Origin of the sequence: Sedimenticola thiotaurini (genome assembly GCF_001007875.1) — a bacterium.
Classification (GTDB): Bacteria; Pseudomonadota; Gammaproteobacteria; order Chromatiales; family Chromatiaceae; genus Sedimenticola; species Sedimenticola thiotaurini.
In genome coordinates this window covers 1,736,459-1,762,952 of sequence record NZ_CP011412.1, presented here as the reverse complement: position 1 = coordinate 1,762,952, position 26,494 = coordinate 1,736,459, and the positions used below count along the sequence as shown (strand labels likewise).

At 58.8% G+C, this 26,494-nt stretch carries 26 protein-coding genes; 14 read left to right on the top strand and 12 right to left on the bottom strand.

Annotated elements, in window-relative coordinates; genetic code table 11:
- Positions 1 to 234: 234 nt before the first annotated feature.
- Positions 235 to 1,347 carry a DUF2066 domain-containing protein gene (locus AAY24_RS08060; RefSeq protein ID WP_199930531.1) on the top strand — a complete coding sequence of 371 codons (1,113 nt, stop codon included), beginning with the start codon at positions 235 to 237 and terminating at the stop codon, positions 1,345 to 1,347.
- Between the two features lie 76 nt (positions 1,348 to 1,423).
- A complete protein-coding gene (locus tag AAY24_RS08055) occupies positions 1,424 to 1,981 on the top strand; it encodes a CDP-alcohol phosphatidyltransferase family protein (protein WP_335337226.1) in 558 nt (185 codons plus the stop codon).
- A 6-nt stretch (positions 1,982 to 1,987) separates the two neighbouring features.
- Here AAY24_RS08055 and hda read toward each other — a convergent pair whose 3' ends face one another.
- From hda to arsC, 3 genes are read right to left on the bottom strand one after another with little or no spacing between them, the layout of a single operon-like run.
- Positions 1,988 to 2,707, bottom strand: coding sequence for a DnaA regulatory inactivator Hda (gene hda / locus AAY24_RS08050; protein WP_046859244.1), 720 nt, complete (start codon positions 2,705 to 2,707; stop codon positions 1,988 to 1,990).
- A 3-nt stretch (positions 2,708 to 2,710) separates the two neighbouring features.
- Positions 2,711 to 3,310 (bottom strand): NAD(P)H:quinone oxidoreductase, encoded by a 600-nt coding sequence (gene wrbA / locus AAY24_RS08045; protein WP_046859243.1) that lies wholly within the window; start codon positions 3,308 to 3,310, stop codon positions 2,711 to 2,713.
- A complete protein-coding gene (gene arsC, locus AAY24_RS08040; protein ID WP_046859242.1) occupies positions 3,310 to 3,657 on the bottom strand; it encodes an arsenate reductase (glutaredoxin) in 348 nt (115 codons plus the stop codon). Before arsC ends, wrbA begins: the two co-directional genes overlap by 1 nt.
- A 177-nt stretch (positions 3,658 to 3,834) precedes the next feature.
- Here arsC and AAY24_RS08035 point away from each other — a divergent pair, with 177 nt between their 5' ends.
- The 3 genes from AAY24_RS08035 to AAY24_RS08025 are packed head-to-tail and all read left to right on the top strand — an operon-like array spanning position 3,835 to position 5,919.
- Positions 3,835 to 5,130 carry a virulence factor BrkB family protein gene (locus AAY24_RS08035; RefSeq protein ID WP_052761138.1) on the top strand — a complete coding sequence of 432 codons (1,296 nt, stop codon included), beginning with the start codon at positions 3,835 to 3,837 and terminating at the stop codon, positions 5,128 to 5,130.
- Between the two features lie 34 nt (positions 5,131 to 5,164).
- The gene (locus AAY24_RS08030; protein WP_046859241.1) at positions 5,165 to 5,653 is read left to right on the top strand and encodes a TlpA disulfide reductase family protein; all 489 of its coding nucleotides are present in this window, start codon (positions 5,165 to 5,167) and stop codon (positions 5,651 to 5,653) included.
- 8 nt (positions 5,654 to 5,661) lie between these two features.
- A complete protein-coding gene (locus AAY24_RS08025; RefSeq protein WP_046861129.1) occupies positions 5,662 to 5,919 on the top strand; it encodes an acylphosphatase in 258 nt (85 codons plus the stop codon).
- Between the two features lie 21 nt (positions 5,920 to 5,940).
- On the opposite strand, the gene AAY24_RS19155 is transcribed toward AAY24_RS08025, so the two are convergent.
- The 5 genes from AAY24_RS19155 to AAY24_RS08000 all read right to left on the bottom strand — a co-directional run bounded on the left by AAY24_RS19155 (position 5,941) and on the right by AAY24_RS08000 (position 11,414).
- Positions 5,941 to 6,867 (bottom strand): hypothetical protein, encoded by a 927-nt coding sequence (locus AAY24_RS19155; protein ID WP_199930530.1) that lies wholly within the window; start codon positions 6,865 to 6,867, stop codon positions 5,941 to 5,943.
- Positions 6,868 to 6,988: 121 nt separating this feature from the next.
- A complete protein-coding gene (gene cpdA, locus AAY24_RS08015; protein WP_052761137.1) occupies positions 6,989 to 7,834 on the bottom strand; it encodes a 3',5'-cyclic-AMP phosphodiesterase in 846 nt (281 codons plus the stop codon).
- A gap of 312 nt (positions 7,835 to 8,146) precedes the next feature.
- A complete protein-coding gene (fabA, locus tag AAY24_RS08010) occupies positions 8,147 to 8,662 on the bottom strand; it encodes a 3-hydroxyacyl-[acyl-carrier-protein] dehydratase FabA (protein WP_046859239.1) in 516 nt (171 codons plus the stop codon).
- A gap of 46 nt (positions 8,663 to 8,708) precedes the next feature.
- Positions 8,709 to 10,433 carry a proline--tRNA ligase gene (locus AAY24_RS08005; RefSeq protein WP_046859238.1) on the bottom strand — a complete coding sequence of 575 codons (1,725 nt, stop codon included), beginning with the start codon at positions 10,431 to 10,433 and terminating at the stop codon, positions 8,709 to 8,711.
- A 531-nt stretch (positions 10,434 to 10,964) separates the two neighbouring features.
- Positions 10,965 to 11,414, bottom strand: coding sequence for a DUF4124 domain-containing protein (locus tag AAY24_RS08000; protein ID WP_052761136.1), 450 nt, complete (start codon positions 11,412 to 11,414; stop codon positions 10,965 to 10,967).
- A 289-nt stretch (positions 11,415 to 11,703) separates the two neighbouring features.
- Between AAY24_RS08000 and AAY24_RS07995 the strand changes: the two genes are divergently transcribed.
- The 9 genes from AAY24_RS07995 (at position 11,704) to AAY24_RS07955 (ending at position 21,376) form a co-directional block, all read left to right on the top strand.
- The gene (locus AAY24_RS07995) at positions 11,704 to 13,422 is read left to right on the top strand and encodes an acetolactate synthase 3 large subunit (RefSeq protein WP_046859237.1); all 1,719 of its coding nucleotides are present in this window, start codon (positions 11,704 to 11,706) and stop codon (positions 13,420 to 13,422) included.
- Between the two features lie 2 nt (positions 13,423 to 13,424).
- The gene (ilvN, locus tag AAY24_RS07990) at positions 13,425 to 13,916 is read left to right on the top strand and encodes an acetolactate synthase small subunit (protein ID WP_046859236.1); all 492 of its coding nucleotides are present in this window, start codon (positions 13,425 to 13,427) and stop codon (positions 13,914 to 13,916) included.
- 99 nt (positions 13,917 to 14,015) lie between these two features.
- On the top strand, positions 14,016 to 15,032 hold the full coding sequence (gene ilvC / locus AAY24_RS07985; RefSeq protein WP_470406629.1) for a ketol-acid reductoisomerase: 1,017 nt from the start codon (positions 14,016 to 14,018) through the stop codon (positions 15,030 to 15,032).
- A gap of 154 nt (positions 15,033 to 15,186) precedes the next feature.
- The gene (gene pssA / locus AAY24_RS07980; RefSeq protein WP_046859235.1) at positions 15,187 to 15,975 is read left to right on the top strand and encodes a CDP-diacylglycerol--serine O-phosphatidyltransferase; all 789 of its coding nucleotides are present in this window, start codon (positions 15,187 to 15,189) and stop codon (positions 15,973 to 15,975) included.
- 336 nt (positions 15,976 to 16,311) lie between these two features.
- Complete coding sequence (locus AAY24_RS07975) at positions 16,312 to 17,856, top strand: 2-isopropylmalate synthase (RefSeq protein ID WP_046859234.1); 1,545 nt, start codon at positions 16,312 to 16,314, stop codon at positions 17,854 to 17,856.
- Positions 17,857 to 17,873: 17 nt separating this feature from the next.
- The gene (locus AAY24_RS07970; protein WP_046859233.1) at positions 17,874 to 18,782 is read left to right on the top strand and encodes a uracil-DNA glycosylase; all 909 of its coding nucleotides are present in this window, start codon (positions 17,874 to 17,876) and stop codon (positions 18,780 to 18,782) included.
- A gap of 24 nt (positions 18,783 to 18,806) precedes the next feature.
- A complete protein-coding gene (rimI, locus tag AAY24_RS07965) occupies positions 18,807 to 19,271 on the top strand; it encodes a ribosomal protein S18-alanine N-acetyltransferase (RefSeq protein WP_046859232.1) in 465 nt (154 codons plus the stop codon).
- 149 nt (positions 19,272 to 19,420) lie between these two features.
- The gene (locus AAY24_RS07960) at positions 19,421 to 21,001 is read left to right on the top strand and encodes a peptide chain release factor 3 (RefSeq protein WP_046859231.1); all 1,581 of its coding nucleotides are present in this window, start codon (positions 19,421 to 19,423) and stop codon (positions 20,999 to 21,001) included.
- Between the two features lie 132 nt (positions 21,002 to 21,133).
- Positions 21,134 to 21,376: a BolA family protein gene (locus tag AAY24_RS07955; protein ID WP_046859230.1), complete on the top strand. Its 243-nt coding sequence runs from the start codon at positions 21,134 to 21,136 to the stop codon at positions 21,374 to 21,376.
- A 77-nt stretch (positions 21,377 to 21,453) separates the two neighbouring features.
- On the opposite strand, the gene AAY24_RS07950 is transcribed toward AAY24_RS07955, so the two are convergent.
- The 4 genes from AAY24_RS07950 to odhB all read right to left on the bottom strand — a co-directional run bounded on the left by AAY24_RS07950 (position 21,454) and on the right by odhB (position 26,494).
- On the bottom strand, positions 21,454 to 22,959 hold the full coding sequence (locus AAY24_RS07950; RefSeq protein ID WP_046859229.1) for a fumarate hydratase: 1,506 nt from the start codon (positions 22,957 to 22,959) through the stop codon (positions 21,454 to 21,456).
- Between the two features lie 100 nt (positions 22,960 to 23,059).
- A complete protein-coding gene (locus AAY24_RS07945; RefSeq protein WP_046859228.1) occupies positions 23,060 to 23,308 on the bottom strand; it encodes a hypothetical protein in 249 nt (82 codons plus the stop codon).
- A gap of 6 nt (positions 23,309 to 23,314) precedes the next feature.
- Positions 23,315 to 25,156 (bottom strand): Na/Pi cotransporter family protein, encoded by a 1,842-nt coding sequence (locus tag AAY24_RS07940; RefSeq protein ID WP_046859227.1) that lies wholly within the window; start codon positions 25,154 to 25,156, stop codon positions 23,315 to 23,317.
- Positions 25,157 to 25,297: 141 nt separating this feature from the next.
- Positions 25,298 to 26,494: a 2-oxoglutarate dehydrogenase complex dihydrolipoyllysine-residue succinyltransferase gene (gene odhB, locus AAY24_RS07935; RefSeq protein ID WP_046859226.1), complete on the bottom strand. Its 1,197-nt coding sequence runs from the start codon at positions 26,492 to 26,494 to the stop codon at positions 25,298 to 25,300.

The following is a 26,494-nucleotide window of genomic DNA, read 5'->3' as shown; positions in this document are numbered from 1 at the left end:
GATCACTCCAGGCTAGGTGCGCGTTAACAGAACGTGCTGAAGTTGTTGATTCTACCAAATCCGCAGGGCTGGATCAGGCAAAGGAGACGGATTATATCACCGGAAATGGTGACGAGCGCTCTTTCCGACCTTGGAATTGTCCCGGGGGGGCAATCTAGGGAGCGCGAATGGATTTGCAACCGGCGGCAGGCTAGAATCTGGCGGATCAGTTTTCTATTGTCGGATTCCCAGCACATGCCCAGTCGTTCATCGATTTCATCCCACCTTATGATCAAGCTCACCCAGGCGTTGCTTCTGCTGACCCTGTTTATGGGGTGTGTCACCCTGGCGTCAGCCAGCCAGGTGAGCGGGTTATACAGCGCCGAGGTACCGGTGGAGGGGCAGTCGGCAGGACAGCGTACTGCCGGCATCAAGCGCGCCTTTGCCCAGATGTTGATCAAGGTGACCGGTAACCGTGGCGTGGCCCAGCGCCCCGAGTTGCAGGGTGATATCGGCCAGGCCCAGAACTACGTGCAGCAGTTTCGCTACCGTTTTGGTTCCGGTGGCTCCTCCGATGGTGGCGCCGGTCGGCTGTTGAGTGTGCAGTTTGATGCCGCGGCGGTACAGCGCCTGTTGCGGGAACGGCGTCTGCCGGTGTGGGGAGAAAACCGTCCCTCCGGGCTGGTCTGGCTGGGTATCGAAGCCAACGGTCAGCGCCGGGTCATGCGTCCCGAGGAGGATGGGCGTCTGCTGAATGCCATGACTGCGGTGGCGGAGCGGCGCGGTATACCGCTGATGATTCCGTTAATGGATCTGGAAGACCAGTCCAGCGTCCAGGTGGCCGATCTCTGGGGCGACTTTGAGCAGAATATCCGGCGCGCATCGGAACGCTACAGCCCGGATCTGATTGTCACCGGGCGGTTGACCCGGCTCTCCGGCCAGCTCTGGCGGGCGGCCTGGCGACTCTATCACGGCAACCGCATCTCCAGCTGGAGTGACGAAGGCGCCGATCCGGCCGCGCTGACCGCCGAGGGTGTTCAGCATGTGGCCGACCTGCTGGCGGACCGCTATGCGCCGGTAGGCGGCGAGGCCAATCTGTCCCGCATCCGCCTGCGGGTGGGGGGCGTGACCGGACTGGAGCAGTACGCCGCACTGGCTCGCTTCCTGCAGTCCCAGAGTTCGGTGGAACGGGCCGATATGGTATCGGTCGATCCGGATGCTATCACCTACGATCTGCGGGTTCGGGGTGGTGTCCAGGTGTTACAGCAGGGGCTTGCCCTGGATGGTCTGATCGAACCGGTCACCGATCTGGGCGACACGGCGGCACCGCTGTCTGAAGGCGTCGATCTCTTCTACCGTATGCGATAATTTCCGGCAGGCGTCACCGGGACAGCCCCGAATCGCTTACCCCTCACGCGGTTTTCTCAATCTTGACAGAGTAATAATGTTGAAACGCGAAGATATTCCCAATCTGATCAGTGTGTTGCGTATCTTCATGTCGATACCGGTGGTCTGGATGCTGCTGGAGCAGCAGTTTGGCGTGGCGCTGGTGCTGTTCGCCATTGCGGGTATCTCTGACGGGCTGGACGGTTACCTGGCCAAGCACTACGGCTGGCAGAGTCAGTTGGGGGGGCTTTTGGACCCGCTGGCGGACAAGGTGCTGCTGATCTCCAGCTACCTGACCCTGGCGGTGATTGATGTTATTCCGGTCTGGCTGGTGCTGCTGGTGGTTCTGCGTGACCTGGTGATAGTGACTGGGGCGCTGGTCTACCATTTTCGGGTCATGGAGCTGACTGCCAAACCCAGTATTATCAGTAAATTCAATACCTTTTCGCAGATCATCTTGGTCCTGGCGGTGGTTCTCGATCGGGGCCTGGTGGGGCTACCGGAACTCCTGCTGGAGAGTCTGATCTGGCTGGTGATGGCGACCACTATCGCCAGTGGAGTCAACTACGTCTGGGTGTGGAGTCGGCTGGCCATGGCGCACCAAAAGGAGCCCTGAGCGCACTCACCGCTCTCCGGTCAGCTCCTTACGCTGCCGCTCCAGGTAGGTTTTGATGAACGGAATCGTCAGGCCCCGTTTGGCTTCCAGTGAGGCCTGGTCAAGCTGTTTCAGCAGTTGCCGGAGTGATCCCATGTCCCGCTGGGTGTGGCGCAGGATGTAGCGGGCGGTCTCGTCACTTAAGGCCAGCCCGCGCCGGCTGGCCGCTTCACTCAGGGCCTGGATTTTGTCCTGGTCATTCAGCGGTTGTAGCTGGTAGCAGAGGCCCCAGCTCAGGCGCGACGCCAGGTCGGGCAACCCGAGCGGCAGATGTGCCGGGCTGCAGCGTGCCGCCACCAGCAGGGATCTGCCCCGTTCCCGGAGCCGATTGAACAGCCCGAACACTCCCTGTTCCCAGTCCCCCTGTCCGGCGATCCGGTCAACCCCGTCCAGACAGACCAGGTCCATCTGCTCCAGATCCTCGAAAATGACCGGCGACAGCTGCGCGGCCTGGTCCAGGGGGATGTAGAGGGCGCTGCGGCCTGACTGGTCCGCCAGTTGGGTGGCGGCCTGCAACAGGTGGCTTTTGCCGGTCTGCTCGGCGCCCCAGAGATAGATGAACAGTTCGCCCAATCCCCGGGCGCAGGCCGCCACATCGGCTACCGCCTGCTGGTTTGTGGCCGGCAGGTAGCTCTCAAAACTGGTACTCTCCGGCAGGGTCAGGCCGAGGGCGAGTTGTCTGGCCATCGGTCAGTCGCTGCTGGCCAGTTTCCGGGCAATAGAGGCGACCCGTTTACCCATCGCCTGGCAGAGCTGTTTCTCGTCGTCTGACAGTGGCAGTTTGCTGTCCACTCCGGCCAGGTGGCTCGGGCCGTAGGGTGTACCCCCGGTCGTGGTGTGCAGCAGTTCGGTCTGGCTGTAGGGGAGTCCGGCGATCAGCATGCCGTGATGCAGCAGGGGCAGCATCATGGAGAGCAGGGTGGTCTCCTGGCCGCCGTGCAGGCTGGAGCTGGAGGTGAACACCGCCGCCGGTTTGCCGATCAGCGCGCCGGTCAGCCAGAGCGGGCTGGTGCTGTCGATAAAGTGCTTGAGTGGTGCCGCCATATTGCCGAAGCGGGTCGGGCTGCCCAGGATCAGGCCGTCACAACTCTCCAGATCGGTTGTGGAGACGTAGGGTGCGCCGCTATCGGGCACGGCCGGCTCGGTCGCCTCGCACACCGGGGAGACCGGCGGTACGGTACGGAGTATGGCCTGCATGCCGGCCACCTCTTCCACGCCCCGGGCAATCTGCCGGGCCATCTCAGCGGTGGCACCGTAACGGCTGTAGTAAAGGATCAGTATGTTAGCCATCAGAGAATATCCAGTACCCGTTCCGGTGGACGACCGATGACCACCTGGCCGTCTTTCACCACGATAGGTCGCTCGATCAGTTTAGGGTGATCCAGCATCGCCTGAATCAGCTGATCATCGGTCAGTGCCGGATCGTCCAGCCCGGCTTCCTTATACTCCGCTTCACCCTTGCGCATGAGTTCACGGGGTTTCAACCCCAGCGCCTTGAGGATGTCGATCAGCTCCGCCCGGCTGGGGGGCTGTTTCAGATATTCGATGACCTGGGGGGATGCCCCTTTGTCCTGCAGGATCTGGAGGGTCTGGCGGGATTTACTGCAGCGCGGATTGTGATAGATCTTGAGCGTCATGACGATCGCATGCTCCTGTCGGACTAACGGCCCTCTATTGTAACGAAACCCTGGCTGCTGAAACAGCTGCGCCGGGTGTGCTTTTTATCCCCATGCCCGGCATGGGGGTAGGGGGATATGGTGTATTATTCCATCTGACTTTCTGCAACAGGGCGGCAGGTTGGACTGCGGGGCACGATGATGGATCAGGGTGAAGAGACAGGGGCGCGGGGAATCCCGGCTATTGCGCAATGGCTGCGCCGCTTTGGCACCCTGATCGTATCCCGTTTTGTGGCCGACCACGGCCTGCCCACGGCGGCGGCGCTCACCTTTACCACCCTGTTGGCCCTGGTGCCCCTGATGGCGGTATCACTGACCCTGTTCACCGCCTTTCCGGTGGGGGATCGGGTACAGCTCCAGTTGCAGGACTTTGTGTTCAACAATTTTTTGCCCGCCTCCGGCGAGATTCTGCAGCAGTACCTGAATCAGTTCAGTCAGAAGGCCGCCCGCATGACCGGTACCGGGCTGTTTTTTCTGTTTGCCACGGCGCTGCTGATGATGGCCAACATCGAGCACGCCTTTAACCGGATCTGGCGTATCCAGCAGCGACGCCATCCCCTCAACCGCTTCATGGTTTACTGGGCCATTCTGACCCTGGGGCCGCTGCTGATCGGATTGAGTGTGGCGCTCACCTCCTACCTGGTCTCCATGCCGTTGCTGTCCGATGCGGCGGCACGCTTCGGACTGAGCGCCGGTCTGCTGCGGGTGATGCCGGCCCTGGCTTCGGCAGCTGCCTTTAGTCTGCTCTACCTGGTGGTCCCCAACCAACGGGTGCCCCTGGTGCACGCAGTGGCCGGTGGTGTGCTGGCGGCCCTGCTGTTTGAGATTGCCAAGCGGTTATTTGCTTACTATGTCACCCTTTTCCCCGCCTACGAGATGATTTATGGTGCCCTGGCGGTTATCCCGCTGTTTCTGGTCTGGCTCTACCTCTCCTGGATCATTACCCTGCTGGGTGCGGAGTTCTGTTGCTGTATCGGGATTATGGGACGGCAGAGTTGGTCACGACTCAGGAGCGGGCCGGATCCCCTGCTGATCCGTTTTCACCTGGTGCGTCTGCTGGCGATGGCCCAGCGGCGCGGTGACAGCCGTTCCCTGGAGGCGCTGGTTGATCAGCTGCCCGGCGTTGATGAGGATCTGTTGGCGGATCAGTTGAATCTGTTGCTGGAGGCCAACTTTCTCTGTCATACGGATAGCGGTGGCTGGATACTGGCCCGGGATCTGGCCACGGTCACCCTGCTGGATCTCTACCTGGTGCAGCCGGAGCGGTTGCCCGACCCCGGGCCGTTGGTGACATCTGATCAGCCTGCTGAACGGGCGCTTGCCAAAGCGCTGGCGCAGGCGGGGCAGGCTCTGTCGGGGGCGCTGGACAAACCGCTGGGTGAGCTTTTTCTACTGGATCTGGAGTGCAATGAGAAGACCGAGACGAATCAGTGATTGGTTAATCCGGAGCGCGTGGCTGCGCCCGGTTATGGCGCTGTTGCTGCTGCTCTGTGTGGGCACTGTTCAGGCGGTTGATGTGATTCTGCCTGACCTGAATGGCAGGGACCGTTCCCTGGATGAGTTCCGGGGGCAGTGGGTGCTGGTAAACTTCTGGGCCAGTTGGTGTCAGCCCTGTATCGAGGAGATGCCGGAGTTGGAGCGTTTCCACCTGGCCCATCATGAGCATGATGCCGTGGTGATCGGTATCAACATGGAGGATTCAACCCCGGAACAGCTGAAGGCTTTTCTGCGGCGGCAACCAGTCAGCTATCCTGTGCTGCTGGCACCGGTTGATGGCCACACTACGCTGGGCAGAGTCCTTGCGCTGCCCACTTCCATGCTCATATCTCCGGAGGGTCAGCTGATTACCCGGCATGTGGGCATCATCACGGCGGATAAAATTGAACAGTTGATCGAACAGGGCGAGCAGGCTCGACAGCCCGACCGGATAACTAAAAATCAAAGGAGTGTTCAGTGACGATCTGTATGCGATACCGGGTTTCGGGAAAGGTGCAGGGTGTGTTTTTTCGCGCCTCTACCCGATTTGAAGCCGAGCGCCTGAAGCTTACCGGCTATGCCAAGAACCTGCCCGATGGTCGGGTTGAAGTATTGGCCTGTGGCGAGGCTGATGCGGTTGAACAGCTGCGGATCTGGCTCACCCGTGGGCCCGCCCAGGCCCGGGTGGAAGGCGTCTCCAGTGAACCGGTGCCAGCCCAGGAGCTGGCCGAGTTCACTATTCGCTGAACCGGCGGGCCACTGTCTCGATCATTGGCCGGGTTGCTGTGGCGCACTCTCCTCATCGGGATCTGTCCATGGCCTGAAGACGGCGGTGGAGCCGTTTATCCGATAACTATCCGTCGGCCTCCCGGCAGCCGCTGCCGGCGCGTGGTTAGTAGCGGGATTTCGGGCTGCTTCCGGGGCTGATGCTTGGGGGCTCCAGGCTGGGGGCGACGGGTTATTTGGCGTCGGTTGTCCTGCTGCCGGATAGCCTGGAGATTGTTCATAACCATAGGCCGGATAACCAGCCGCTGGTTCTCCCTCCGGAGCGGCGTAGCCGGATGGGGCGCCGGGATAGCCCTGGGCCGGTGCCTGGGAAGGGGCGCCGTGGCTGTTGTCATACCCGCTGTTTCCGTAGCCCGGATAGTCGCCGCCGGTCCCGAATCCCGGTTCACTGGCGGACGGACCATAATACCCCCCTCCATAGTCCGGCCAGTAGCCGTAATCCGGCGGTGCTGCATAGGGACTGTAACCGGGGGCCGGCTCAGTCGGGTATGGGTAGCCGTAGGCCGGCATCGGGTTGTAACCCGGGTAGGAGGGGTATCCCCATTCGCCGGGATAGGTTGCCTGGGGATACGGGTAGGGGGGCTGGCTGTAGTTGTCCGGAGCGTCGTAGTAGTAACCGTAGGGAGGCGGTTCGGCAACGTTGCCATAGCCGGGAGCTGCACCATAGGATTGGTTGTCTGGCACGGCCCTGTTGTCAGGGGGCGGTTCCGGTTGATTGTAGTTCTTTGGCCGGTAGCGTACCGGGGCGTCGTGGGGCGATCCTGCTACCGGCGGCTGGTCGGCTGCTGACGGATTGAGTGGACGCCAGCCAGGGGTGTTGTGGGCGTTGGGTGTGTAGCGATTGCCATCCGCTAATGCACTGGTCATGACAAGCGTCAGGCAGAAGGCGCCGATAAAGAACCTTTGCATGCTTTTTCTCCGTTGAAATCACCGGATGAACAAGCACTCCGGCTCTTGTCGCTGGCTTTATCATAACCATAAAAAGGGATGGTTGTCGCCGTCTGCCCTGGCTGTGGCGTTGTGCACCGGTTCAGTAACCGGTGGTCTTCAGATCCAGCCCGGGGGGCAGGGCGGCAATTCGATCGACGCCGCTATTGATCTGTCCGTCCGGCAGCAGTTCAAGCCAGCGGAATCCCGGGGCGTCCATGCTGATGCCGAACTTGTCCTGGTTTTCCACGAACTGAATGCAGGTGGAGGGGGTCCCCATCATCCGGATGCCATGCCACTCCGCCTCAAATGTCTGATGGATATGGCCCCAAATCACGCCTTTCACATTTTCATGGCGATCAAGGATGGAGAGGAATGCCTCCGGATTATCCAGTGCCATCTTGTCCATCCAGGCGCTCTTGATGTGGATTGGATGGTGGTGCAGGGCAATCAGCGCGTGTCGGCCAGGATTTTCGCTTAATGAGCGTTCCAGAAGCTGCAACTCCTGTTCATTCAGGTGTCCGCCTTCTGAATCCAACTGGGTGGAATCCAGCATGACGATGAGCCAGTTACCCAGCTTTACCTCCTTGGGTACATTCACCAAACCACCCTCCATGTGGCGGGCGAGCAGTTCCGGGTCATCATGATTGCCGGGCAGGCAGCAGGCTTGTACGCCGAACTCCTGTACATAGTTTCGCAGTCTTGTGTAACCGGCCGCAGAGGCGTCATGGACCAGGTCGCCGGTGAGCAGTAACAGATCCGTTTCTGATTTCTGCTGTGCAGCGAGAGACATCACCGAGTCGAAGCTGATCTGGGTATTGATGCCCGCTAGTTTCCACTCCAGATCGGTATGCAGATGGCAGTCCGTGATCTGCAGGACCCGAATGGCTTGCTGGCGGTCAGCCGATCCCGCTGGCTGGCTGCTCAAGTTGGCGAATTTTTGGTGCATAGTAAAATCTGATTGCGACCGGTTTGGTTAAATATTAAGGCATGCGGGATCAGTTTGTATCCGGCAGGGGTGTGATGGATACGGCATTAAGCGGCCGCTGGAGGTAATTTTTTCCTGAAACCTGCTTTTTTGTGCACTATGTCACACTTATATTCATCCCAGGGCAAAGCATGGGATTTTCAGGGGAGTGGCAGGTGTGGCGGGAAGCCCTGGGTGACGCAGGGAATCTGGCTGCGCGGCGGCAGAGCCTGCGTACAGCGTAAACTGACTGATGCAGGGTGCCCTTCCGCGAAGTTGCAGTGTCAGATTGGGTCAGAAGTTGTCAGTGGAGACAAACAGGCCGACCCGCAGATCCTTGGCAGTATAGATCTCTCTGCCGTCCACCTTCATGACGGCATCCGCCACGCCCATCACCAGGCGGCGGGTAATGACCCGTTTCAGATCGATCTGGTAGGTGACCAGTTTTGCCGACGGCAGCACCTGTCCGGTGAACTTCACCTCGCCCACACCCAGTGCCCGACCGTGGCCGGGATTACCCAGCCAGGCAAGATAGAAGCCGACCGCCTGCCACATGGCGTCCAGTCCCAGACAGCCGGGCATCACCGGGTCGCCGGGGAAGTGGCACTGAAAAAACCAGAGGTCCGGATTGATGTCCAGCTCCGCCAGTATCTCGCCCTTGCCGAAGAGGCCACCCTCATCGGAAATCCGGCTGATGCGATCCATCATCAGCATGTTGGGGACCGGCAGTTGTGCGTTTCCCTCACCGAACATTCTGCCGTAGCCACAGTCCAGCAGCTGCTCTCTTGTAAAACTCTCTACTTTTGCCATGAATCCAGGTTCTCTTGTGTTGATCTATTCAGGGAACAGGCCTGGCTCAGCTGCGCGGAGCCAGTTGCTCCTGAATAAAGGGTAGTATCTGTTCCATATCGATCATGCGGTTATCGGTCTCGGTTCTGGCACGGTACTCCAGTTTGCCCTCGTCCAGCCCCCGTTCACCGATCACGATCCGGTGCGGTATGCCAATCAGTTCCATATCGGCAAACATGGCGCCCGGCCGGGCACCGCGATCATCCAGCAGTACTTCGATCCCGGCGTCGGTCAGATCACGATAGAGCTGCTCGGTGGCCTCCCGCACCCGGTGTGATTTGTCCATCTTCATGGGGCAGAGGGCCACCTGGAAAGGGGCGATGGCGTTCGGCCAGATAATGCCCCTGTCGTCGTGATTCTGTTCGATAGCCGCCGCCACTACCCGGGAAACGCCGATGCCGTAGCAACCCATCTGCATCACCAGGCTGCGGCCATTCTCGTCCAGCACAGTGGCATTCATCGCCTCACTGTACTTCTTGCCCAGCTGGAAGATATGCCCCACCTCGATGCCCCGGGCGATGGTCAGCACGCCCTTGCCGTCAGGGCTGGGGTCGCCCTCCTGGACATTACGGATATCGGCTACCGTGGGGGTGGGCAGATCCCGTTCCCAGTTGATGCCGAAGTAGTGTTTGTCATCCTGGTTGGCGCCAGCGCTGAAATCGGCAGTGAGGGCCACGGTACGATCGATGATGCAGGGGATCGGCAAGTTGAGCGGGCCCAGGGAGCCGGGGCCGGCACCGATGGTCTCCCGGATCTCCTCTTCCGTGGCGAAGGTCAGGGGGGCGGCCACTTCAGGCAGTTTCTCCGCCTTGATCTCGTTCAGCTCGTGATCACCACGCACCAGCAGGGCGATGAACTTTGCCGGTTGATCCTCCGCGGCCGCCACGATCAGGGTCTTGACGGTCTTTTCGATCGGTTGGTCGAAGCGCTCCACCAGATCCTGGATGGTTTTGGTGTTCGGTGTGTCCACCAGGCGCAACTCCTCGCCCGGTGCCGGGCGTGTGTTGCCCAGGGCGACCGCCTCGGCGGTCTCTATATTGGCCGCGTAATCGCTCTCGGTAGAGAAGGCGATGGCATCCTCACCGGAATCGGCCAGTACATGGAACTCTTGTGACGCATTGCCGCCGATACTGCCGCTGTCCGCCTGCACCGCCCTGAAATCCAGGCCGCAACGGGTGAAAATGCGGCTGTAGGCCTGGTGCATTAGATCATAGGTCTGCTGCAGCGACTCCTGGTCGATATGGAATGAGTAGGCGTCCTTCATCAGGAATTCCCGGGCGCGCATGACACCGAAACGGGGTCTGATCTCGTCCCTGAACTTGGTCTGGATCTGGTAGAAGTTGATCGGTAGCTGCTTGTAACTGTGCAACTCATTCCGGGCCAGATCGGTGATGATCTCTTCGTGGGTTGGCCCATAACAGAACGAGCGGTTGTGCCGGTCATTGAGGCGCAGCAGTTCGGGGCCATACTGCTCCCAGCGACCGGACTCCTGCCACAGTTCGGCGGGCTGAACGGAGGGCATCAGCACCTCCAGAGCGCCGGCGCGATCCATCTCTTCCCGCACGATATTTTCAACCTTGTGCATGACGCGCAGGCCCAGGGGCAGCCAGGTGTAGAGTCCCGCTGCGAGCTTGCGGATCATGCCGGCCCTGACCATCAGCTGATGGCTGCTGATCTCGGCATCGGAGGGGGTCTCCTTGACCGTGTTAAGAGGAAATTGGGATGTACGCATGTCCAGGATCCAAAGGTATTGGTGCAAAAGGCGTTTATTCTAACGGTATGCCATGATGGGGACAAATGGATAACGCCTCTGTGCCGTTTCCTATTGTGGGTAGTGTCGGCGCTTTGGAAGGTACGGGTTAATGGGGTGTTCCTGCGGGCGGATGGGGGAGTCGGCTTTGTACCGACTGATCATCTGCGGCCGAAGCGTGTGGTACGGAAATAATTGCCCAGAATAACAGCGGTTCTTCGCCGGTCAGCGGGGAACAAAGGATTTCACCCGAGCTGACGGCCTTTGGCGAGGTGCTTTTGCGGATAAAAATAACCCGCTACAGAGGCGGAAAATAAAAGACCCCGAGGGGGTCCGTATCCTCGGGGTCGCCGTCGAATTCTTCTGGCAGAAAGTTGATTCCCTTCATTCGTCCCTGAAGTGTATCACCAGTCCCTGATCTTCCTTGTTGACGGTGATTAAATTGTCCCTATATCCAATCGGGTTGTCTGTAGGGAGAGTGTGGTCAGGTTGTAGGGATTTTCCTCAAGTTGGCTACTTTTCGCAAAACTCTTCAACCTGTGCTTTGCTCTCATCGATCTTCTGCTGACGCTCCTCTTCGGTAAGGCGTTTGTAGAGGCCGTCCGGGGTTCTGATCAACCGGTTGCCCAGATTGGTGTAAATCTCAAGATTTTGTCGGGCAGCAGCACAGTTTTCCGCCTTGATCCTGTTGGACTCTTCTATCTGCGCCTTGGTCGGTCCATCCGCCGGTTTGTCAGCAGCGCTCTCGGCCGGTGTATCGTCTGCCGTTTGCTTCTCGCTTGCGTTGTCCGGTGGTGTTGGAGGGGCTACCTGGACCTTGATTTCCGTGGCCTTCCCGGATGGTGGGGGAGACTGGGAGTAAACGGTAGTGCCGTTCTCATCAACCCAGCGATACATGCGCGCGTCAGCCGCTCCGGTCCAGAAGACAACAAGCAGCAGGGGCAGCAGTAGTCGGATAACCATGGACATCATCCTTGTTATGTTGTTGGTGGAGGAAGGTCGAGATCATTGTAGGGTTTGCGTTCGGGGGCAGCAAGGATCGATTTCTCAAAACCGCTTTTTCAGTCGTGGGTACGGATGGGTGAAGCGTTACCGGAATATGGATTCGATGCCCTGCGGTGGTGCAGGACGTTCCGTTGTTGCTTGACCTGCCTGACGTATATGGGTAATTTGTACCGTTCGATTTTTCCCTTATATATTGTGCCAACAGGCGTGGAAATGGCCCATAACCCGGTTGGTTTGGAGGTTATTTGTGGAATTAAGTGGTGCCGAGATCGTCGTTCAGTGTCTGAAAGACGAGGGCGTTGAGCATGTGTTTGGTTATCCTGGTGGAGCGGTGCTCCATATCTATGATGCGCTGTTTAAACAGGATTTCGTAAAACATATCCTGGTGCGGCATGAACAGGCGGCAACCCATGCGGCGGATGGCTATGCCCGTTCAACCGGCAAGCCCGGTGTGGCCCTGGTAACCTCCGGACCCGGGGCGACCAATGCGGTTACCGGTATTGCCACGGCTTTCATGGACTCCATTCCCATGGTGGTGCTGACCGGCCAGGTACCGACTCCCTTTATCGGCAGTGACGCTTTCCAGGAAGTGGATACGGTCGGCATCACCCGTCCCTGCGTAAAGCACAATTTCCTCATCAAGGATGTTCGGGATATCGCCGAGACCATGAAGAAGGCGTTTTATATCGCCACCTCGGGCCGCCCCGGTCCGGTGGTGGTGGATATCCCCAAGGATATTACCGACCCTAACAAGAAAATCCCCTACAGCTATCCCAAGAAGATCAAGATGCGTTCCTATAACCCGGTGCTCAAGGGGCATCTGGGGCAGATCAAGAAGGCAGTCAACCTGATGTTGAGTGCGGAACGCCCGGTCTTCTATACCGGCGGTGGGGTGGTGCTGGGGGATGCCAGTGAGGAGTTGACCGAGCTGACCCGGGAACTGGGTTTCCCCATCACCAATACCTTGATGGGACTGGGTGCCTATCCGTCCAGTGACCGGCAGTTCATCGGCATGCTGGGCATGCACGGCACTTACGAAGCCAATATGGCCATGCACGATACCGATGTGCTGATTGCCATTGGTGCCCGTTTCGATGACCGGGTTACCGGGCATATCGCCCACTTCTGTCCGAACGCCAAGATTATCCATGTCGATATAGACCCGTCGTCTATCTCCAAGAATGTGCGGGTGGATGTGCCCATTGTCGGCCCGGTGAAATCGGTGCTGCAGGATATGCTGCGCATTGTCCGGGAGAGTAAAAAGAGTCCCAAGGCCAGTGCGCTGAAAAAGTGGTGGGAACAGATCGACAACTGGCGGGGCGCCAACTGTCTCAGCTACGATCATAATCATCCGCAGATCAAGCCGCAATTTGCCGTTGAGACACTGCATAAGGTTACCCGGGGTGACGCGTTTGTAGCCTCGGACGTGGGGCAGCACCAGATGTTTGCAGCCCAGTTTTACGGCTTTGACAAACCGCGCCGCTGGGTCAATTCCGGTGGTCTGGGCACCATGGGTTTTGGCCTGCCGGCCGCCATGGGTATTCAGATGGCTCATCCCGGTGCCGATGTGGCGCTGGTTACCGGCGAGGCCAGTATCCAGATGTGTATCCAGGAGCTGGCCACCTGTAAGCAGCATGATCTGCCGATCAAGATTCTGTTGCTGAATAACGGCTATATGGGCATGGTGCGGCAGTGGCAGGAGTTTTTCTATGACGGTCGCTACTCCCACTCCTATGTGGACGCGCTGCCGGACTTCGTGAAACTGGCCGAGAGTTACGGCCATGTGGGTATGAAGATTGAGCGCCCGGAGGATCTGGAGGGGGCCATGAAAGAGGCCTTTGACCTGAAGGACCGGCTGGTGTTTATGGATGTGGTGATCGATCCGACGGAAAATGTCTACCCGATGATCGAGGCGGGCAAGGGTCACCACGAGATGTATCTTCCTCCGAAAAGTGAGCTGGTCTAAGCATGAGACATATAATTTCAATCCTGATGGAGAATGAAGCCGGGGCGCTGTCACGGGTGGCCGGGCTGTTTTCCGCCCGCGGCTACAATATTGAATCCCTGACGGTGGCGCCGACCGAGGATGCCTCGCTGTCGCGCATGACCCTGGTGACAAGAGGGGACGAAAATATCATCGAACAGATCACCAAGCAGCTGAACAAGCTGGTGGAGGTGGTCAAACTGCTGGATCTCTCGGAAGGCCCGCACGTGGAGCGGGAGATGATGTTGATAAAGGTGAAGGCCGAGAAGAGCCAGCGTGACGAGATCAAGCGGTTGGTGGATATCTTCCGCGGCAAGATCATCGATGTCACCCACTCCAGTTATCTGATCGAGATGACCGGCCAGGCGAGCAAACTGGATGCCTTCGTCAACGCCGTGGAGGAAGATCTGATCGTCGAGGTGGTGCGTACCGGGCCGTCCGGCATCTCCCGTGGTGCCAAGGGCCTTACTCTCTGACTCTAATTTCGAAAGACCGGTTCAGAAATACGATATTGAATAGACATGCTGGATGGCGTGTCCCTGGATAGACGCAATTATTTTAAAGGTACTACAGAAATGACCATGAATATCTATTACGACAAAGACGCCGACCTCTCCCTGATCCAGGGTAAAAAGGTCACGATCGTGGGCTACGGTTCCCAGGGCCATGCACATGCCAACAATCTGAAGGACTCAGGTGTGGATGTCACTGTCGCACTGCGTGAAGGATCCTCCTCGGCAGTCAAGGCGCAGAATGCCGGACTCACGGTCAAGAGCGTTGAAGAGGCGGTGGCCGATGCTGACGTGGTCATGGTACTGACCCCGGATGAGTTCCAGTCCCAGCTCTACCGCGACCAATTGGAGCCCAACCTGAAGCAGGGTGCCACCCTGGCTTTCGCCCACGGCTTTGCTATCCACTATAACCAGGTGGTGCCCCGCGCCGATCTGGATGTGATCATGATCGCCCCCAAGGCGCCGGGCCACACCGTGCGTTCAGAGTTCCAGCGTGGCGGCGGTATCCCGGATCTGATCGCCGTGTTCCAGGACGCCAGCGGCCAGGCCAAGGATATTGCCCTCTCCTACGCCTCCGCTATCGGTGGTGGTCGGACCGGTATTATCGAAACCACTTTCAAGGATGAGACGGAAACCGATCTGTTCGGTGAGCAGGCGGTGCTTTGTGGCGGCGCGGTGGAACTGGTCAAGGCCGGTTTCGAGACCCTGACCGAAGCGGGTTATGCCCCCGAGATGGCCTACTTCGAGTGTCTGCATGAGCTGAAGCTGATTGTCGACCTGATGTACGAGGGTGGCATCGCTAACATGAACTACTCCATCTCCAACAACGCGGAGTTTGGTGAGTATGTGACCGGCTCCAAAGTGATCAACGAGGAGAGCCGGGCGGCCATGCGCGAGTGTCTGAAGAATATCCAGACCGGTGACTACGCCAAGCGCTTCATTGCTGAGGGTCAGTCCAACTATCCATCCATGACCGCCATGCGCCGTTTGAACGCGGCCCACGATATCGAAGTGGTGGGTGAGCGTCTGCGCAGCATGATGCCCTGGATTAAGAAAATCGTGGACAAGTCCAAGAACTGATCCGCTTCCCAGGTCGATTAAAACCGCCGGCTGCATTGACTGCAGTCGGCGGTTTTTTGTTTGGCGATTGACCGGGATTGTTCTGCTCCCTTACTGTCTTTGGTCGACAACTCCTTTATAATCACGCCAGTTTATCCCAAACAGGAAAGAAACCATGCCGGAGCCCTCTCTGCAGCAGAAACGCAGCCGTGGCATCTATCTGTTGCCCAACCTGTTTACCACAGCGGCCCTGTTCAGTGGATTCTATGCCGTTCTGGCGGCCATGAACGGCAAGTTCGAACATGCGGCGGTTGCCATCTTTCTCGCCATGGTGATGGATGGTCTGGATGGCCGGGTGGCGCGCATGACCAATACCCAGACCGCCTTCGGGGCCGAATATGACAGCCTCTCCGATATGGTGGCGTTTGGCCTGGCCCCCTCGTTGGTGATCTATGTCTGGTCGTTGAATAGCCTGGGCAAGCTGGGCTGGTTGGCCGCCTTTGTTTATACCGCCGGCGCGGCCCTGCGTCTGGCCCGTTTCAATACCCAGGTAGGTACAGCCGACAAGCGTTTTTTCCAGGGGTTGCCCAGTCCTGCCGCCGCCGCCATTCTGGCCAGCAGTGTCTGGGTTGCGGAGGAGTACCAGATTCAGGGGGTGGATGTCTCCTATCTGGCCTGTTTCATTACCCTGGCGGCCGGATTGCTGATGGTCAGCAACGTCCGCTACAACAGTTTCAAAGAGATCGATTTCCGGGGCAAAATCCCATTCATGAAGGTGGTGGTGCTGATGCTGGTGCTGGCGGTGGTGATCAGTCAGCCGGCGAAGGCCCTGTATGTCCTGTTCATGGTCTACGCGGTCTCCGGACCGGTGTTGACCCTGCGCTACCTGCACCAACGCCGGGCGGAACGCCGGGCCGGGCAGCGGGGCAGTACAGCGGCAAAAGAGGAGGATGGGGAACAGTGAGGTGATGGCAATCTTCCAGTAGATTGTCCCGGGCGGAGATTCCCGTGCTTGGCAACCGCAAAACCTTGCGGTATATTCGAGTAACATTCAGGTACGGGACACCGATGAAATCATTCAGCGCACACTCTATCCAGCACACTGCCTCCCGGGCGGTCGTGTCTGTGCGTCCCCGTCAGTCCCTTCTCTTCCTGCTACGCTCCCTGCTGCTACTGCCCTGTGGGGCATAAGACAAGCACATGCCCTGGCGAGGGCCAACCACGCGGACAAGACGAGTTTCAAGAATAGAGCAGAGGGCGATTCAGTACGTCAGTGACTGAGCCGACCCGGGAGCAGATGATGAGCAATTCAGACAAGTTGTATATCTTCGATACCACCTTACGTGATGGCGAGCAGAGTCCCGGCGCCTCCATGACCAAGGAGGAGAAGCTGCGCATCGCCAAGGCGCTGGAGAAGATGCGGGTGGATATTATCGAGGCCGGATTTCCGATCGCCAGCCCGGGTGATTTTGATGCCGTGCAATCCATTGCCCGGACCATCAAGGACAGCACCGTCTGTGGCCTGGCACGGGCGCTTGAGGCCGATATCGACCGGGCGGGCGAGGCGTTAAAAGAGGCCAATTCAGGCCGTATTCATACCTTCATCGCCACCTCGCCGATCCATATGCAGCAGAAGCTGCGCATGACGCCGGATCAGGTGGTGGAGCAGGCGGTCTGGGCAGTCAAGCGGGCACGCCAATATACCGACAATGTGGAGTTTTCACCGGAAGATGCCGGCCGCTCCGAGATCGACTTTCTCTGCCGGGTGATCGAGCAGGCCATCGCGGCGGGCGCCACCACTATCAACGTGCCGGATACGGTGGGTTACAACCTGCCCCAGCAGTTTGGCGAGACCATTCGCACCCTGATCGAACGTATTCCCAACTCCGACAAGGCGATCTTCTCGGTTCACTGCCACAACGACCTGGGGTTGGCGGTGGCCAACTCCCTGGCCGCTGTTAGTCAGGGAGCCCGGCAGGTGGAGTGTACCATCAATGGTTTGGGTGAACGGGCCGGTAATGCCTCTCTGGAGGAGGTGGTGATGGCGGTACGCACCCGGCGCGACCTGTTCAGCTGCGATACCACCCTGGACACCACCCAGATCGTCAACTGTTCCCGTCTGGTGTCCGGCATTACCGGTTTCCCGGTGCAACCCAACAAGGCGATCGTGGGTGCCAATGCGTTTGCCCATGAATCGGGTATTCACCAGGATGGCGTCCTCAAGCATCGTGAAACTTACGAAATCATGCGCGCCGAGGATGTGGGCTGGAGTCAGAACCGGATGGTGATGGGTAAGCACTCCGGACGGAACGCCTTCCGTACCCGGCTGGAAGAGCTCGGTATCACCTTCGCCTCGGAAGAGGAGATCAATGACGCCTTCCGCCGGTTCAAGGATCTGGCCGACAAAAAACATGAGATCTTTGATGAAGACCTGCAGGCGCTGGTTTCCGATGCCGGTTTTACCGCCGAAAATGAACATATCAAGCTGGTGTCGCTGAAGGTCTGTTCCGAGACCGGGGAGACCCCCTACGCCCGGGTGGTGCTCTCGGTGGATGATCAGGAGAGAGAGGGCGCAGCATCCGGCAGTGGTCCGGTGGATGCGGCCTTCAAGGCGATTGAGTCCATCGTTCAGAGTGAGGCGGAACTGCAGCTCTACTCGGTCAATGCCATCACCAGTGGTACTGACGCCCAGGGCGAGGTGACGGTGCGGTTGCGGCGTAATGGTGGCATCGTAAATGGTCAGGGCGCCGATACCGATATCGTGATCGCCTCCGCCAAGGCCTATGTGAACGCGGTCAATCGACTGGACCAGGAGCAGAAGGCCCACCCCCAGGGTGATGTCTGATCTGTCGATCAAACGTCATGAACGAGGCACAGCGTCGGGAGTATTTACAGGCCATGGGTATCCAGTACTGGGTACCCAGGTCTGTGGCGGCGGAGAATAACCCGGTGGAGTCCGAGGCGGAACCGTCGCTGGCCGCGCCCCCGGTGCCATCTGCTCCCACTGCTATGGATGATGCTTCCGCAACTGCTCCACCCGTAGCTGCGCCGGTTTCAAGGCCGGAATCCGGGACAGGCGTTGCTTCTCCATCTCCAGCACCGGATGAACCCCCGGCCTGGCTGGATGAGGTGCCACCGCCAGCAGATGAGTATCACCCCACAGTTGATCCGGCTGGATCGGCTGGTCAGTTCGACTCGGACGGCCTGCTGGACGATCGGGTGAGTCAGCTGGACTGGCCCGGGCTGGCGGCCAGGGTTGCCCAATGCGAGGCCTGTGAACTGCACAAAAGCCGTACCCGCACCGTATTCGGGGTGGGGGCGCAGACTGCCGATCTGATGATTATCGGCGAAGCTCCCGGCGTGGATGAGGACCGCAAGGGTGAGCCCTTTGTGGGCCGGGCCGGGCAGTTGCTCAACGCCATGTTGAAGGCCATTGGCCTGGGTCGTGAACAGGTCTATATCGCCAACATTCTGAAGTGTCGCCCGCCCGGTAATCGGGATCCCCGTGCCGAAGAGGCACTCAAGTGTGCCCCCTACTTGCAGCGCCAGGTGGAACTGGTGAATCCAAAGGTGATTCTGGCTGTTGGCGCAGTGGCCGCCCGCAACCTGCTGCAACGTGATGATGCGGTGGGACGTCTGCGGACTGGTCAACATCACTACCGGGACATCCCTCTGGTGGTCACCTACCATCCCGCCTACCTGCTGCGCTCACCGGAGCAGAAGGCCAAGGCCTGGCAGGATCTGCAGAAGGCTGTCCGGTTGCTGCGTTGACCGGGCGCTTTTAAGATGCTTTCCATGAATGCCATTATCAGAGACCCGCTGCTACGGATTCGTCCCCTCAGGGAGAGTGATATCGACGCCATCATGACGGTGGAACAGCGCTGTTACGACTTCCCCTGGACAGCGGGGATCTTCCGGGACTCCCTGCGGGTAGGTTATATCTGCTGGGGTTATTTTCTGGACCAGCGCCTGGTGGGTTACGGCGTCATGTCGGTTGCTGCCGGCGAGGCCCATGTGCTGAATATCTGTACCGATCCGGAAGTGCGTGGCCAGGGACTTGCCCGTCGCTTGCTGCAGCGGCTGATCAACCAGGCCCGGGAGCGTGATGCCGATACGGTGTTTCTGGAGGTGCGGGCCAGCAACCGGGTGGCGATCGGACTGTACGAGTCCCTGGGCTTCAATGAGATCGGCCGGCGCCGCGGCTACTATCCGGCCGACCAGGGGCGCGAGGATGCCATCCTGTTCGCCAAAGCGTTGTAAATCGGCCAGTTCACACCCGTGACGGGCTGCGACGGACCGCGGAACTCCAAGGATTACGGACTCTTCTTTCGATTCGTTTTATCGACACCCCCTGAGTCATACGGAATTGCTGTATAATCCCGCTCTTTTCAACCAGTAACTGATCCCCCATGTCCGAACTGCTCAATCAACTGCAACGGCGACGCACTTTCGCCATCATCTCCCATCCCGATGCCGGTAAAACCACCCTGACGGAGAAGCTGCTGCTGTTTGGCGGAGCCATTCAGATGGCCGGTACGGTGAAGGGGCGCAAGGCGGCCCGCCACGCCACTTCTGACTGGATGGAGATGGAGAAGGAGCGCGGTATCTCGGTCACCTCCTCGGTGATGCAGTTCGCTTACGGCGACGGCATTGTCAATCTGCTGGATACGCCGGGACATGAGGACTTCTCCGAGGATACCTACCGCACCCTGACGGCAGTGGATTCGGCCCTGATGGTGATCGACGTGGCCAAGGGTGTGGAGGCCCGCACTATCAAACTGATGGAGGTGTGCCGCATGCGCGATACGCCGATCCTCACTTTTGTTAATAAGCTGGATCGGGAAGGGCGGGATGCGCTGGACATTCTCGATGAGATCGAGCAGGTACTGCAGATCAAGTGTGCACCGGTAACCTGGCCCATCGGCATGGGCAAGCGGCTCAAGGGGGTCTTCGACCTGCGTACCGAAACCACCCACCTGTTCTCCGCCACTCACGGGGGTAAAATCCAGTCCGGTGAGTTGATCGTAGGTCTGGACAACCCGCGCCTGGACGAAATGCTGGGGGATATGGCGGAGGAGCTGCGGGAGGAGATCGAACTGGTGCGGGGTGCCAGCCATGCACTGGATCTGGACGCCTATCTGCGTGGCGAACTGACGCCGGTCTTTTTCGGCTCGGCGATCAACAACTTTGGTGTCAAGGAGTTGCTGGATGCGTTCGTCCAGTATGCTCCGGCTCCCCGCGCCCGGGAGACCCGGCAGCGGCTGGTGGAACCGGCGGAGGAGAAGTTTTCCGGGTTTATCTTCAAGATACAGGCCAATATGGACCCGGCCCATCGGGATCGTATCGCCTTCATGCGGGTCTGCTCCGGTAGCTACAAGAAGGGCATGAAGATGCGCCATGTGCGCACCGGCAAAACCGTGCAGATCAGCAACGCGATTACCTTCCAGGCCGATGAGCGTAAGCATGTGGAAGAGGCCTGGCCGGGCGACATCATCGGTCTGCATAACCACGGCACCATCCAGATCGGCGACACCTTTACCGAGGGTGAGGAGCTGAAGTATGAAGGTATTCCCTATTTTGCACCCGAACTGTTCCGCCGGGTGGTGCTGAAAGATCCGCTACGTCTCAAGGCGTTGCAGAAGGGTGTGCTGCAGCTCTGCGAGGAGGGGGCAACCCAGGTGTTCCGGCCGTTGAAGAACAACGACATGATCCTGGGGGCGGTAGGTGTGTTGCAGTTCGACGTGGCTGCCCATCGCCTGAAGGGTGAATACGGGGTGGAGGCGATTGTGGAGCCGGTCGGCGTCAATACCGCCCGCTGGGTGCAGTGTGATGATCCCCGGATGTTGGAACAGTTCCGGGCCAAGGCCCATGAGAACCTGGCGCTGGATGGTGACGACCAGCTGGTCTACCTGGCGCCGACCCGGGTGAACCTGAGCCTGGCCGAGGAGCGCTGGCCCGATATCCGCTTCCTGTCGACCCGGGAGCTGTAGAGAGTTCCGCAAAGCAGAGCGTCTGCCAGTCTGGTTGCGGTCACCGGGCGGAATACACCTGTCGGGTGTCGGTTAAACCGGTTCTCCCAATACGTTATGATCCAGTGATAGTTTTTTAGCGAGGTAGCAGAGATGGAAATTGATGCAATTGTGAAGCTGATCGAGACCGGGCTGCCTGGCTGCGAGGCCAGGGTGAGCGGTGATGGCCGCCATTTCGAGGCGGTGGTGATCAGCGATGAGTTTGAGGGTAAGAGCCCGCTTCAGAAACAGCGGCTGGTCATGGCCACCGTCAAGCCTCAACTGGAGAGTGATGAGTTACACGCCCTCTCCATCAAGACCTACACCCGGGAGCAGTGGCAGGCGCTGCAGGGTTAGGGGGATCTGCTGACCGGGTCGCCGGCGGGCGACCCGGGACAGATCATCCTGTGGGAAAGGTTTTTCAGCCCATTAACTCAGAGCTTGCCGATCTTGACCCGCCATTCAGCCGGACCGCTCTGGTGCACCGAGTTGCCCTTGGTGTCCACTGCCACCGTGACCGGCATATCCTCCACTTCAAACTCCCGGATCGCCTCCATACCCAGATCCTCGAAGGCTACCATGCGTGACGAACGGATCGCTTTGGAGACCAGGAACGCCGCGCCACCCACCGCCATCAGGTAGATGGCGCCGTGTTTCTTGATCGATTCGATGGCGCCGGGTCCCCGTTCCGCTTTGCCCACCATGCCGATCAGGCCCATATCACCCAGCATCATCTCGCTGAACTTGTCCATTCGGGTCGACGTGGTGGGGCCGGCCGGGCCCACCACCTCGTCGCGTACCGGATCGACCGGCCCCACGTAGTAGATGAAGCGGTTCTTGAAATCGACCCCTTCCGGGAGGGGCTCGCCTTTGGCCAGCATGTCCTGGATACGTTTGTGGGCGGCGTCCCGACCGGTCAGCAGCTTGCCGGAGATCAGCAGGCTCTCGCCCGGTTTCCAGGTGGCGATCTCCTCCTTGGTGAGATTGTCGATGTTGACCCGACGGGCACCACCGCCCTCCAGGCTGATCTCCGGCCAATCCGATACCTTGGGGGGCTCCAGCAGTGCGGGTCCACTGCCATCCAGGGTGAACTCCACGTGGCGGGTGGCGGCGCAATTGGGGATCATTGCCACCGGCAGTGAGGCGGCGTGTGTCGGGTAGTCCCGGATCTTCACATCCAGTACGGTGGTGAGACCACCGAGCCCCTGGGCGCCGATTCCGAGGGCGTTGACCTTCTCAAACAGCTCCAGGCGTAACTCCTCAACCCGGTTGCTGGGGCCGCGTGCCATCAGTTCGTGGATGTCGATGTGCTCCATCAGAGACTCTTTGGCAAGCAGCATGGCCTTTTCCGCCGAGCCGCCGATACCGATACCCAGCATGCCGGGTGGACACCAGCCGGCACCCATGGTCGGTACGGTCTCCAGGACCCAGTCCACCAGGCTGCCGGACGGGTTGAGTACGGTGAATTTGCTTTTGTTCTCAGAACCACCGCCTTTGGCCGCCAGGGCGATCTCCACCGTGTCGCCTGGAACAATCTGGGTGTGAATGACTGCCGGGGTGTTGTCCCGGGTATTGATGCGGGCGCCGGCCGGATCACTGACCACGGAGGCGCGCAACACATTGTCCGGGTTGCCATAGCCGCGGCGCACCCCTTCGTTGACCATGTCCTCCAGGCCCATTTCCGCATCCCACCGTACGTCCATTCCCACCTTGAGAATGGCGGTTACCATGCCGGTATCCTGACAGATCGGGCGATGGCCTTCGGCGCACATCCTGGAGTTCACCAGGATCTGGGCCATGGCATCTTTGGCGGCGGGGGACTCCTCTTTCTCCCAGGCGGCGGTCAACGCTTTGATGTAATCGGCCGGATGGTAGTAGGAGATATATTGCAGGGCATCCGCGATACTCTGGATCAGATCGTCTTGCTTGATTATGGTCATGGCTGGTCCCGGATGTGGTGGTTAATAAAGCCGCCATTATACCTTCACTTGGGTCTGGCCGGGTAAAAAAACCATGTAAAAACGGATGGTCATCCAATAATCACTCCTGCTGCAGTTGCTTCAACATCTCCACGCCCTTTGTCCGTTGCGCGTGCATGATGTCCAGCTCTCTGGTTAACTGGAGGCGCTTCTCTTCATCCTGCTCCCGTTCGATACGCGCTTTCAACTGATGCTCCTTTTCCCGCAGCTGTTTCAGCACCTCCCGAATCTTCTCGCGTTTTTTGCGCTGGTTACGTTGGTCCAGACTGAGATAATCCGCCAATTTTTCCAGTAGTTTTTTTCCTTTCATATCGGATCATTCCAGTGTCAGTTGGGGCTTCTGTGTGGTCTCTTCGACCTGCTCTTTTTCGGATACCGCCTGCAGCTCGTTGTCATCCAGGGAGATTGTCCGCGCTGCCTGGGTCAGCTCCCTGGGACCCGATGCAAACAGGGTTTGGGCGGCCCGTATCAGGTTTTTGGCAATACTGTGAGTGTAGTGGCTGTCATTCATCAGCGATGAACCCTGTTGCGGGGATATCCGTCTCTGTCGGATTCTGTCAATCAGGGAGGTATTGAACCCCTCATGGATCTCCTTGAGCATCAATCTCAGGGCATCGAGCGAGAGTATCGCTGTCTCGCTCTGATCCACCAGTCTGATATCTTCAAGTTGCCGGATGATGACAGCCAATTGGCTACGTAGCTGGTCATAGGCGTGGCGTAACTCTCTGTCCCCCGAATTGACGTACCGCAGCAGGTTTTTCTGCAGATGTTTGACGTCCTTGATCGCCTCCACCAGATGTTGGTTGGCTTCCCGCAGATGGTGCAGATCGGCAGACTGTTCCATTTGCCAGGAGAAGTCGGCCCGGCTGATAAAGGCGATGATTTCACTGTAGAGTCCCTTGATGCTGCGTTCATAGGCGGCATCGATGTCCAGCTTGGTCAACTTTTTCTGCGCCTCAGCCACCTCCAGAAGATCCAGGGTGGAGAGCACCTCCGGGCGCTTGAAACCCAGTGCATGTATGATAATACCCTGGGCGTTGTCATAGAGGTGCAGGGACTCCTGCAGTACCGCCTTGGCAGCCGTTTCCGGGAACTCCACCGCTGAGTCGGTCAGGTATTTCGGTTGATCAATCTCCGGTCTCTTCTCCTTGATCACTCGCTCCAGCAAATGTACCAATGGCCCGATCAGGGGGGCCATCACCACCACCCCGATCAGATTGAACAGGGTGTGAAAAACAGCCAGTTTCAGGGTGTAGTCATCCTCCCGAATGCCACTGAACTGGCTGATCTGGTCCACGGCGTACATCAGCTGGTAGACAAGCAGGATGGCAATCAGACCGGTAACCAGGTTGAAAATCAGATGGGCCCCCGCCAGGCGGCGACCCTGGGCGTTGGCGCTGATGGAACCGAGTATGGCGGTGATGGTGGTGCCGACGTTGGCGCCGATAGCCAGTGCCAGGCCATTTTCGTAAGTGATCTGCTGGGCCGCCAGAGCGGTGATTATCAACACCAGGGTGGCGTGACTGGATTGCATCACCACAGTGGCGAACGCGCCGAGCAGCATGAAAAGAAACAGACCGGGATAACCGGCAACGGCAAACTGGGACAGATTGATCGTGTCCCTGAAGGCATCGAACCCCTCTTTCATATAGTGGATGCCAAGAAACAGGAATCCCAGTCCGGCCAGGATATAGCCCAGTCCGTTCAGATTTTTCGCTTTTTGCAGGATCAGCAGAACACCGAATACCAGCATCGGCATGGCGTAGGCGGCAATATTGATCTTGAGCCCCAGTCCGGCGATCAGCCAGGCACCGGTGGTGGTGCCCAGGTTGGCACCGAAAATGATTCCGATACCGGCCATCAGTGTCAGCAGGCCGGCGCTGAGAAACGAGATGGTAATCACCGATATGAGAGAGCTGGATTGCATGATACTGGTGGTCACCATGCCGAACAGCAGACTTTTCCAGGGGCTGGATGTGCTGCGATTGATCAGTCGCTCGAGTACACCGCCGGTAAAGGTTCTGAAGCCCTGCTCCAGTGACAGCATGCCAAACATGAAGATTGCTACGCCGGCGGATATCTCCTTGAAATCTTCACTCAGCCAGAAACCGTAGGCGAGGATGAGACATATCGTGGGGAGCAGTATTTTTTTTAGCATAGACCTGCCAGGTTGGCTGTATCGGGTAAATTATTATCGGCCAACTTCTGGGGATCAGTATAGTCATCCATAAAAAAACCGGGGCTCCTGTTGCAGGATCCCCGGTTTTATCAGTGTATCCAGACCTGGTCTGTTGGTTACTTAAACCTGCAGCAGCAGGCGGGTGGGATCCTCCAGCATGTTCTTGATAGTGACCAGGAACTGTACCGCCTCACGGCCATCGATAATGCGATGATCGTAGGAGAGGGCCAGGTACATCATGGGCCGGATCTTGATCTCGCCGTCAATGACCATGGGGCGCTGCTGGATGGTGTGCATACCCAGGATGGCACTCTGGGGCGGGTTCAGAATCGGCGTTGAGAGCATGGAACCGAACACGCCACCATTGGAGATGGTGAAGGTACCGCCAGTCAGCTCTTCGTAACTGAGGGAGCCGTCATTAGCCTTCTTGCCGAAATCTCGCACTGCCTTCTCGGTCTCGGCAAAACTGAGTTGATCAGCATCACGCAGGATCGGTACCACCAGGCCGCGGGGTGATCCGACCGCGATGCCGATGTCATAGTAGCCGTGGTAGATGATGTCTTTGCCGTCGATGGAGGCGTTGACCGCCGGGAACTGCTTCAGCGCTTCCACCGAGGCCTTGATGAAGAACGACATGAAGCCGAGTTTGACCTCGTGATCTTTCTCGAACTTATCCTTGTAGTTCTTGCGCAGGTCATTGATCGCCTGTAGATCCACTTCGTTGAAGGTGGTCAGAATGGCGGCGTTCTGCTGCGCCTCCAGCAGCCGTTCTGCAATGCGGGCCCGCAGACGGGTCATGGGCACCCGCTGCTCGGGACGTTCGCCCTCGATACCCGTCTGGGTGATTTCACTCTCCGGGCTGGGCTCTGCAGGTGCCTTGCTGGTTGCGGCTTCCAGGCTCTCCAGGTAGGCGGTTACATCGGTCTTGAGGATACGACCATCCTTGCCGGTACCAACGATATCCTTGGGGTCAATGCCTTTCTCTTTAACCAGTCGACGTACCGCCGGCGTCAGAACCGGCTCTTCATCGCTGGCCGTATCGGTGGCGGCCGGCGTAGATGCCTGGGGTGCCGGTGCGCTGCCTTCCTGAATCGACGTGAGCAGATCACCCGCCTGAACGGTGTCACCTTCGGCCGCACTGATCTCACCCATTATCCCATCCTTAGGGGCAGGTACTTCCAGCACGACCTTGTCGGTCTCCAGATCGACGAGATTCTCATCGCGGGAGACCGCATCGCCCGGCTTTTTGTGCCAGGTGAGAATGGTGGCGTCGGCGACAGATTCCGGCAGTGCCGGTACGGTTACATTGATACTCAT